Source organism: Cognatishimia sp. (genome assembly GCF_964229375.1).
In the GTDB taxonomy this organism is placed as follows: Bacteria; Pseudomonadota; Alphaproteobacteria; order Rhodobacterales; family Rhodobacteraceae; genus Cognatishimia.
In genome coordinates this window covers 1-9,722 of record NZ_CAXREH010000163.1, presented here as the reverse complement: position 1 = coordinate 9,722, position 9,722 = coordinate 1, and the positions used below count along the sequence as shown (strand labels likewise).

Genomic DNA, 9,722 nt, shown 5'->3' with positions numbered 1-9,722 from the left:
CACGCTTCGGGAATATATTGGCATCGGCTTTATCAGCCTGAGTGTGATTGGGCTGGTGGTCTGGGTTTAGCCGCCCAGATCTGCCGAGGTCGGCGCACGGCCATGCAGCCGCTTAAACCATCCTGCCTCGTCGTCATTCTTAAAAAACGGCACGGATTGAGGGGCCGACAGATCTGGCAATTGGCCCTCGATCTCGGCCAGAACGACTTCGGTGATAAACGGCAGATCAAAGCTGCGCGCCTCTTTCAGGCCGACCCATTGCAGATGAGACAGCTCTTCGCTGGCGCGTGAGAAGTCGTCTAGATCGCCCTTCAGATAGTCTGCATCAATCAGAAAGAACCGGGCATCAAACCTGCGCGGGCGGCCTGGAGGCGTGATCGCGCGGAAGACAAATTGCATACCGGCGGCAGTAGGGACATGGCCCGTCTGTGCATAGTCGGTCCAATCCGCAGCCGGCGTGGTTGCCCAATTGCCGCTTTTGCCCAGAACCAGTCCCGTTTCTTCCCAAAGTTCGCGGATCGCGGCAACGGCCAAGGCATCGACCGCGCTGTCTGGTGTTTCGGGGCGCATGTCGTCGCGCAGGCGACTGCGGCAGAGGTCTGACATCGGATCGGTCAGCGCAACATCATAGTCTTCGACATCAACCGCGCCGCCGGGAAAGACGAATTTATTTGGCATGAATGCGGCCTTAGAGCCGCGTTGCCCCATCAAAATACGCGGGTTTGTCTTGGGATCACGGACCACAATGACCGTTGCCGCGTCGCGGATCGCTGTCTTGTCTACGGTCATGGTGGCTCCTGTCGTGCGAATTTTTCCTAGTAAACTAAGGGTGTTGGCAAAGGGCAACCAAGTTTTTTCAAAAAAATGCAATTTCCGCGACGGAATAGCCGCCGCCCCGCGTTTGACCTTTTGAAAACGGGCAACAAGCCGGTTTCAAACTGAGAAAATGGAGACCTAAAATGAAACGTGCAGTACTTATCTCTGGTGTCACCGCAATCGCTCTGGCACTGACAGCAGCCACCGTGAGCGCAAAGCCAGGCGGCGGCGAGCGTGGCGAACGCGTCAGCTTTGAACAGCTTGACACCAACGGCGACGGCTTTGTCACATTGGAAGAAATGCAGGCCCGCGGCGAGGCACGCTTTGCGGAAACCGACACCGATGGTGATGGCCTGCTGAGCGCCGAAGAAATCGCAGCGAAAGCCAACCGCGACATCTCCGACCGTGTCACCCGCATGATCGAAAAGCGCGACACAAATGGCGACGGCCTGCTGAGCCAGGAAGAAATGCAGCCAGAAGGTGACCGCGCGGCCCGCATGTTCGACCGTCTGGATGACGACGGCGACGGCCAGATTTCTGAAGAAGAGTTCGCCTCTATGAAGAAAAAAGGCGGTAAGCGCAAAGGTGGCCGTGACAACGACGGCGACGCCGACAACAACTGATCTAGGTCAGATCCCCATGCCCTCGCTCGACCATAGAGGGCATGGGAAACCCATTGCCTCATGGAGGCGAAACGGCTAGGCCAAACGGGACATGGAAATGCCGCGAGACACATTTCAGGACGTAAGTGATGACGCGTTGTTGGTGCTTTATGCCAATGGCGACACATCCGCGGCCCGTGCCCTGACCCTGCGGTTGACGCCAAAGGTTTTTGGGCATGCATATCGTGTTCTCGGAGATCGCGCAGAGGCAGAAGACGTCGCGCAGGATGCTTTGATCCGCCTTTGGAAACAAGCCAGCGACTGGCGGCAGGGCGAGGCCAAGGTTACAACCTGGCTTTATCGTGTGGTTGCAAACTTGTGCACCGATCGCCTGCGTAAATCGCGCGGCGTTGCGTTGGATGCGATCCCAGAGCCCGAAGACGACACTGAAAGCGCGGCAGAGGCGATGCAGCAGAAGTCGCGTCAGGCCGCACTGCAGGACGCGTTGCAAGAGTTGCCAGACCGGCAGCGACAGGCCGTGGTGCTGCGTCACATCGAAGGAATGAGCAACCCCGACATTGCCCAGATCATGGACATTGGGGTGGAAGCGGTCGAAAGTCTGACCGCGCGTGGAAAACGAGCGCTGGCTGCGATTTTGGCTGGCCGCAAAGATGAACTAGGGTATTCGGATGACTGAGAAAAACGAAATGGACGCCCTTCTTGACGATCTTTTTGCCGAGGCAAAAGAGGCTCCGGAGGCGCAGGTCAGCGATGATTTCATGGCGCGGATGCTGGCAGAAGCCGAGGCGCATCAGCCCAAGCCTGCCGATCTGGCAGCCGCGCCCCCCGCGCGCGGCTTCTGGGCCAGCTTGTTTGACACGCTTGGGGGCTGGCAGGGCACCGGCGGGCTTGTTGCGGCGACCATGGCCAGCGTGTTTATCGGATTTTCCGGCGCCGAGGCCCTGACCCTTGATGGGTTGCAGTCCGTGATTACGGGCGACACGGAAAGCTATCTCTCGGATTTCTCGGGCGGCTTTTCTCTTTCAACGGAGGCAGAGTGATCATGTCTGATACGCAACAGAAAAAACCTTCTGGATTGCGCCCGGGGCTGCGGTATTTGCTGATCGGGTCGCTGGCGGTGAATTTCATTATCGCAGGCCTGGTGCTTGGCGCCGCGGTTGGCAACAAGCGGACCGGTGACCGCCCGCCGCGTGAGGGCGACATTCTGGGGGCTTATACGCAGGCTTTGACCAGTCAGGAACGGCGCGAAATCGGCAAGAACATCCGCGACCACCACCGCGAGCTGGGTGAAAAGCCGATGCGTCCGCGTGAGGTGCTGACACAGATGCTGGCGGCATTGCAGGCCGAGCCGTTTGATCCGGTAGCCGTGCAGGCATTGATTGACCAGCAAAGCGACATTGCATTTGAACGTCGCAAGATCGCGCAAGGTCTGTGGCTTGAGCATGTCAGCGCCATGAGTGCCGAGGAACGCGCGGCCTATGCGCTGCGGATCCAAGAGGTTCTGTCCAAGCGCAAAGGGCCGCACAAGCGGAACTGATCAGCTCATAACAACCTGATCGCGGCCGTTTGATTTTGCTGAATAAAGCGCACGATCCGCGGATTGCATAAGCGCATCAATACTTCGGTCCAGATTGTGATTTCCGCCCATTGCAACGCCAACAGACATCGTGATCGGAATACCCAGGTTCATGCCGGGCACTTCGACCGGGGTTTGGCGCATCAGGCTGCACATCTCATTGGCAAAGCCCTGCGCCGTATGTGCGCTGACGTTTGGCATCGCGATCAGGAACTCTTCGCCCCCCATACGCGCCAGAAGGTCGACGGGGCGCAAAGCCTGACGCAGGCGCCGGGCCGTGCCCACAAGAACAGCATCCCCGGCGGTATGTCCGAATTGGTCGTTCACGTCTTTGAAGCGGTCCAGATCAGCCATCATGACAGCATATCGCCCGCCTTTGACGGCCGCCTGTTCCGCAATTCTGGCCAGATGGGTCATGGCGTACCGGCGATTGAAAAGGCCGGTAAGCGGGTCCGTTACAGCCGCCTGAAGCCCGTGTTTTAATGTGTCGCGCAGGCGGTCTGACAGGCGTTTTTGTTGCACCAGCTTGCTGATCCTAAGCGCCATTTCTTCGCCGTCAAAGCCGCCCTTCATCACATCCTGCGCGCCCAGATCTAACGCATCCCCATGTAGGGCGCGCGTGGCAGAGTTCAGCACCACCAACACAGACGAGTGGCGCGTCGCGGATCTGGCTCTGATCTCGGCGATCAAGCGCAGCGACACGTCAGGCTGGGCCGCATCGGGCATGATGACAAAAACGTCGGGGGCAGGGGACTGCGTGACGCTTCGCAGGGCATCATCAAGGATCTGTGCGGAAAAGTCATAGGGCGCTTTCTCACGCAGAATGCGCTGCCAGGTCGTTGCGGTTGCCGTGTCTTGTGTGGCGATCAACACCGAAGCGCGGGCCTGAAATTCAGATTGAGCATCCGCCATGCCCAAGGCCTGCGCCGTGTCGCGTGGCACCAGAGAATCCTGGCTGAACTCGTTGCGCCGCATCAGGCTGCGCAGGCGGGGCAGCAGGATGCCATTTTCCACCGGCCGCACCAGAACATCATCGGCACCTGCCTTCAGCGCGCGAATGCGGTAGCCTCTGTCGTCTTTCCCACTCAGCAAAAGCACCGGCAGATGCGCGGTTTTCGGAGAGGCACGCAACGCGCGACAGAACCTAAGGGGATCCTCGTCGGGCATCTTGGAATCAATCAGCACCATATCGGGGCGATCGCCACTCAGATGTTGGCGCGCTTCTTGCAGATCGCAGGCCTGCAACACATCATAAAACGCCCCGGACAGGCGCATGTGCATCGTGGCCCTATTCGCAGCCACGTGGTCCACAACCAGCAATTTTCCAGACATAGGCGGGTTCCTTGCCAAACAGTGACTCGACTGTGTATCGCAGTGGTTAAGAAACCGTTTCGAAAGTTCGTCAAAATGTCTTTTTCCCCCGAGGCCGCGGAAACATTCGGCCTGAAAGCGCTGGCTTGGCTTGCGTCCAACGATGAATTGATGCCCGTATTTTTAGGCGCATCAGGTGCTGCCGTGGATGATCTTAAGGCGCAGGCAAGTGACCCTGCTTTTCTGGCGTCGGTCTTGGATTTCATCATGATGGACGACGCTTGGGTCATCGCATTTTGCGATGAAATTGGGGCGAAATACGAAGAGCCGATGCTCGCGCGCCACGCCATGCCGGGCAGCGAACAGGTCCATTGGACTTGAGGCCAAACAGGCTCTAAAGACCGAAAGAGTTTTGGTAAATTAGGGTTGCTCCCATGCAGATTGAGGCCTTGCTGTTTGACAAAGACGGCACACTTTTCGACTTTGGCAAAACCTGGAACGTGTGGTGCGCCGGGGTCATCCGCCATTTTGCTGACGGCGACGCGGATCGCGGACAGGCCATCGCCAAAGCGATCGGGTTTGATCTGGCGACACAGACGTTTCTGCCCTCAAGCCTCGCCATTGCAGGGACCAATCGGGAAGTGGCAGAGGTGATCGCAGCCCAATTGCCAAACCCCGATGTAGACGCCGTTGACAGCTATATCGCTCATGCTGCGGCCCGGGCGCCTTTGGCCGAGGCCGTCGAGCTTGCGCCATATCTTACCAAATTGCGCGACCATGGCCTGAAACTGGGCGTTATGACCAACGACACAGAAATGGGCGCACGCGCGCATTTAACTCACACCGGCGTTTACGACTTGTTTGATCTGGTGCTGGGCTCTGACAGTGGGCACGGCGCGAAACCGGATCCTGACCCTTTGCTGGCCTTTGCCCGTCATGTGGGAATTGCACCCGAGCGCGTGGCGATGGTTGGCGACAGCACCCATGATCTGATCGCAGGTCGTGCGGCTGGCATGCCGACTGTTGGGGTTCTCACCGGGATGGCCGGCCCCGAGACGCTTGCCCCATATGCGACTGTGGTTCTGGAAAATATCGGTGAGATTCCTGCGTGGCTGGGTCTCTGATCGTCTGATCTGGAAAAGTTTGCGACAGAAAGTGTCGCAATCGACCATTCTTTGTGCTGCCAGAGCGTGTTTGCTGAAAGGCAGCACAGGAGGGTGGCCTAATGGCTCGACAAGGACGCAGGACGCGCAGAGGCGGTGGCGCAGCTGGGAAAGCGGCAGAACGCCAAAAGATTGGCGTAATCAATCAGATGCCATGGCGCATCCCGGTCAACACGGATCGTCCGACAGAGCCTTTGGATGAAGACGGCGTTCAGGCGATCCACGAAGGTGCGATGCGAATCCTCGAAGAAATCGGGATCGAGTTCTTCCATGACGGTGCCAAGGAAATTTTCAAACAGGCTGGCTGTATCGTAAACGGCGACAACGTCCGCATGGACCGCGAGTTTGTGATGGAAATGGTTGCGAAAGCACCCGAGGAATTTACCATTTCATCCCGCAACCCCGAGCGCGACATTGTAGTCGGCGGCAAGAATATCCTGTTTGGCAACGTCAGCTCTCCGCCGAACTACTGGGACTTGGAGCTGGGGCGGAAAATTCCCGGTACCCGCGAGATGTGCGCGAACTTTTTCAAGCTGACACAATACTTTAACTGTATCCACTTTGCCGGAGGCTATCCCGTCGAGCCGCAGGATATCCACGCCAGTATCCGCCATCTGGATGCGATGTATGACAAGCTGACGCTGACGGACAAAGTGCCCCATACCTATAGTCTGGGCAAAGAACGCGTTGAGGACTCGATGGAAATGGTGCGCATCGCTGCGGTCCTGAGCCACGAAGAGTTCGAGGCCAAGCCGCATATCTATACCAACATCAACTCGACCTCTCCGCTCAAGCATGACGAACCGATGATGGATGGCTGGATTCGCCTTGCCAAACGCGGGCAGGGTCTGGTTGTCACTCCGTTCACACTGGCTGGCGCGATGGCGCCAGTGACCATGGCGGGTGCTGTTGCGCAGTCCTTGGCCGAAGGTCTCTGTGCGGTTGCCCTTGCGCAATATATCAACCCGGGTGTAGCCTGCGCGATCGGCACCTTTACGTCAAACGTCGATATGAAGACCGGCGCACCAGCCTTTGGCACACCTGAATACATGCGCTCGACACAGATGACGGGTCAGCTGGCGCGGTTCTATAAGCTGCCGATGCGCTCGTCCGGTGTCTGTGCTGCAAACGTACCGGATGGTCAGGCCATGTGGGAAACCTCCAATTCCCTTTGGGCGGCGGTGCAGTCAGGCACCAATATGGTCTATCACGCAGCGGGGTGGCTTGAGGGCGGGCTGATCGCAAGCCCCGAGAAATTCATTATGGACTGCGAAGTCATTCAGATGATTCAACGCTATATGGAACCTGCGGTCACCGCGACGGGGCCGGATGACATCGCCCTGGATGCCATCAAAGAGGTTGGCGGCGACGGTCACTTCTTTGGCGTTCAGCACACGCAGGACCGCTATACCACCGCCTTCTATCAGCCTTTCGTGTCCGATTGGACCAACTTTGAAGGATGGGAAGCCAAAGGCGGCATCTGGACAGCCGAACGCGCACACACGCTGTATAAGCAGATCATCAGCGAATTCGAAGCCCCACCGATGGACGAAGCCATCCGCGAAGAGCTGGCGGCCTTTGTGGCCAAACGGAAGGAAGAGGGTGGCGCGCCGACCGACTTCTGAATATACCCCCTCGCTAACGTGCCCTCAGGCTTGTCCTGACGGGCTGTGCGGCGCAAGCCGGTTCTGAGGGGGGCAATGATGAACGCTATTGTGCAGACGATCCGGGGGGCAGTCGCCTCTGCCGCCTGGGTGATCGGAGCGCCCTTTGTCACGACCTGGACAGCCCTGACACCGCAGACCCGTGACAGCAGCTGCGCCCTGATCAGCGCCCATTTTCGCCGGTTTCTGAACAGATGCCGGATCGATGTGTCCATCGACGGTCCGCGCCCGCCCAAAGGGACGGGGGCAGTTATCTGCTATAACGAAAGCTCGTTTGCGGATGTGGCGGCCTTTGGCATGGTGATGTGGGATCACATCGACCGGGCCGCTGCCGCCGATCTCTATGCCTATTTGCCATTCGGGCGCAGACTGGCTCGGAAAGCCCAGATCGAGATGGTTCCCCGCGGCAACCGCACCGGCACCGATGCGGTGATGTCGCGCCTTTATGACAAGCTTGCAGGCGGCGACAGGCTGGCCTGGGGCGGCGAAGGTCATATCGTGGGCATGGATGGGATCGGGCATTTCAAACGCGGGGCCAGCCTGCTGGCCATCCGTGCGCAGGTGCCGATTGTGCCGGTCACCTTCTACGGGGGGCACAAGACCCTGCCGTTTAGATCCGTTCGTGCGCGCCCGGGGACGATCCACATTCGGTTTGGCACTCCGATTTCTACGCAAGGATTGATCGAGGACGACGCCCGCGATCTGGCGGACAAAGTGCAGGCCATCGTCGCGCGCACCTATGAAACGCTCAGGGCCGAGACAGCCGGTCTCTGAGCAACCTCCGGACCGCCGCGCTTGCCCCACGCGCCTGACTGGGGCACTTTTCCCTAAAGTGTCGCGAATTCGAGGGTGAACCATGGCGGACATGTCCAAAGAAAATCTGATGCGCATCGGCAATGCGAGCGTCGGTGCAGTCGCAGGGTTCGCCGTGTGGCTTCTGATAGATGTCCTGCCCGAAGCGCTTGATAACCAATGGCTTTATCTGTGGATCGCCAGCGTGGTGTTCGGCTTTTTCACGCTGTTGTTGGGATTGGTCGGCCCCCTCAAACCTGTCGAGGCGGTCAAAGTCGCAGGCGTCCTTGGTCTGTTTGCAGCCGCCTTGTTTTTTTGGGCGAGCCTGCGCTTTACAGCCTTCGATGATGTGTTTGAGATGGGGTTTGATCCCGCTGCCTTTGTCATTCTGATCTTTATCGGCGCCCCTTTTGGCGCGGCGGTGATGCGGGGACGGGTGTTTGACTATGCCTATCTCTTTGACACCGCTTGGGGCATCGTTGTGCGCTATCTGGCGGCCTGGGTCTTTGTCGCGCTGTTTTGGGGCGCGCTGTTCCTCTCGAACGCGTTGCTTGAAATCGTAGGCATCGGCGTGATCGGTGATCTGATCGACGTAGAAGGCGTGCCCTATGTGTTGTCGGGGCTGGTGCTGGGACTTGCGCTGGCCGTCGCCAATGAATTGCGCGCCTATGTGTCGCCCTACCTGCTTCTGCGTCTGTTGCGTCTATTGATGCCACCGCTGGTTCTGGTGGTCGCTGTGTTTATTCTGGCCCTGCCGTTCCGCGGGCTGTCTGGCCTTTTCGGAGAGTTCTCTGCCGCAGGCACCCTGATGGCCGTCGCCATCGCGGGCGCGTCTTTGATTGCGGCGTCTGTGGACAGCACCGATGACGAGGCCGCGCGTTCCACATTGATGAGTTGGGCCACCCGCGCTTTCGCGGCAATGCTGCCGATTCTCGGCGTTTTGGCTGTGTGGGCAGTGTTGATCCGCGTGGGCGACTATGGCTGGACACCGGTCCGTCTGGCCGCCTTCATCGCCTCGCTGTTCGTGCTGGCCTATGGCGTGCTTTACGGCGCTGCCCTTTTGCGCCGCGATTGGAGGGCACGGATCCGGCGCGCAAACATCTATCATGCTTTGGCTGTGCTGCTGGTGGCGGCGCTCTGGCTGACGCCGATCCTGGATGCCAGCAGACTTTCCGCAAATTCACAGGTTGCGCGATTCATACGCGGGGACAGCACAATGGATCAATTGCCGGCCTGGGAATTGGCCAATGTGTGGGGCAAAGCTGGCCAAACAGCGTTGGCACGGCTGAAAGAGCTGGATGATGCGACCTATCCCGGCCTGTCGTCCTTGCTGGCGCGTGCTGAAACCGAAAGCGCGTGGGAGTTTGAACGCAAGGGCGAAACCCTGTCGCGCCAAGAGGTGGCGACACAGGCGCTGGCGCGGCTAACGCTCTTCCCACCCAACGCGTCAGTTTCCAGCGCGGCACTCGCAGGCATAAGACGTTTGCCATTAGAGCGTCTGCTGGAAAGCTGCGATTTTGGGCCTTGCAGCCTGATCGTCAGCACCCCAGAGCCTGCGCAATCTGCAAAAATCGTCGCCGTTTTGCCGCTGCCTGACGGCGGCGCGAATGTTGCGCTTTATGGCGAAAGGAACGGCGTTTTCTTTTTCGATCAATACCTCAGCGAAATTGACCAACAGGTTCTGGACCAGATCGCCCAAGGCGCGTTTCGCGTTGGCCCCTCAAGTCTCAAATCGATCTGGGTCGGCGACACAGAGATCGGCTCGGGGCGGCTTGGA

The 9,722-nt window shown here is 58.8% G+C and carries 11 protein-coding genes; 9 read left to right on the top strand and 2 right to left on the bottom strand.

What is annotated here, in order from left to right; translation table 11 throughout:
• Positions 1-66 precede the first annotated feature (66 nt).
• Positions 67-789, bottom strand: coding sequence for an NUDIX domain-containing protein (locus tag ACEQWH_RS12375; RefSeq protein ID WP_370231329.1), 723 nt, complete (start codon positions 787-789; stop codon positions 67-69).
• Positions 790-959: 170 nt separating this feature from the next.
• Here ACEQWH_RS12375 and ACEQWH_RS12370 point away from each other — a divergent pair, with 170 nt between their 5' ends.
• The 4 genes from ACEQWH_RS12370 to ACEQWH_RS12355 all read left to right on the top strand — a co-directional run bounded on the left by ACEQWH_RS12370 (position 960) and on the right by ACEQWH_RS12355 (position 2,976).
• Complete coding sequence (locus ACEQWH_RS12370; protein ID WP_370231327.1) at positions 960-1,439, top strand: EF-hand domain-containing protein; 480 nt, start codon at positions 960-962, stop codon at positions 1,437-1,439.
• A 91-nt stretch (positions 1,440-1,530) separates the two neighbouring features.
• Positions 1,531-2,115, top strand: a complete 585-nt coding sequence (locus tag ACEQWH_RS12365; protein ID WP_370231325.1) for an RNA polymerase sigma factor — start codon at positions 1,531-1,533, stop codon at positions 2,113-2,115.
• Positions 2,108-2,479 (top strand): hypothetical protein, encoded by a 372-nt coding sequence (locus tag ACEQWH_RS12360; protein WP_370231323.1) that lies wholly within the window; start codon positions 2,108-2,110, stop codon positions 2,477-2,479. Before ACEQWH_RS12365 ends, ACEQWH_RS12360 begins: the two co-directional genes overlap by 8 nt.
• A 2-nt stretch (positions 2,480-2,481) precedes the next feature.
• Complete coding sequence (locus tag ACEQWH_RS12355; RefSeq protein ID WP_370231321.1) at positions 2,482-2,976, top strand: periplasmic heavy metal sensor; 495 nt, start codon at positions 2,482-2,484, stop codon at positions 2,974-2,976.
• On the opposite strand, the gene ACEQWH_RS12350 is transcribed toward ACEQWH_RS12355, so the two are convergent.
• Complete coding sequence (locus ACEQWH_RS12350) at positions 2,977-4,347, bottom strand: diguanylate cyclase (protein WP_370231319.1); 1,371 nt, start codon at positions 4,345-4,347, stop codon at positions 2,977-2,979.
• Between the two features lie 75 nt (positions 4,348-4,422).
• Between ACEQWH_RS12350 and ACEQWH_RS12345 the strand changes: the two genes are divergently transcribed.
• The 5 genes from ACEQWH_RS12345 to ACEQWH_RS12325 all read left to right on the top strand — a co-directional run.
• Entirely contained in the window at positions 4,423-4,707 is a 285-nt protein-coding gene (locus ACEQWH_RS12345) for a DUF3572 domain-containing protein (protein ID WP_370231318.1), read from the top strand.
• A 53-nt stretch (positions 4,708-4,760) separates the two neighbouring features.
• Positions 4,761-5,450, top strand: a complete 690-nt coding sequence (locus ACEQWH_RS12340; RefSeq protein ID WP_370231316.1) for an HAD family hydrolase — start codon at positions 4,761-4,763, stop codon at positions 5,448-5,450.
• A gap of 101 nt (positions 5,451-5,551) precedes the next feature.
• Positions 5,552-7,114 carry a trimethylamine methyltransferase family protein gene (locus ACEQWH_RS12335; RefSeq protein WP_370231314.1) on the top strand — a complete coding sequence of 521 codons (1,563 nt, stop codon included), beginning with the start codon at positions 5,552-5,554 and terminating at the stop codon, positions 7,112-7,114.
• A 78-nt stretch (positions 7,115-7,192) separates the two neighbouring features.
• Positions 7,193-7,927, top strand: a complete 735-nt coding sequence (locus tag ACEQWH_RS12330) for a lysophospholipid acyltransferase family protein (protein WP_370231313.1) — start codon at positions 7,193-7,195, stop codon at positions 7,925-7,927.
• 82 nt (positions 7,928-8,009) lie between these two features.
• The coding region (locus ACEQWH_RS12325) for a hypothetical protein (protein ID WP_370231311.1) at positions 8,010-9,722 on the top strand (1,713 nt) is incomplete at its 3' end.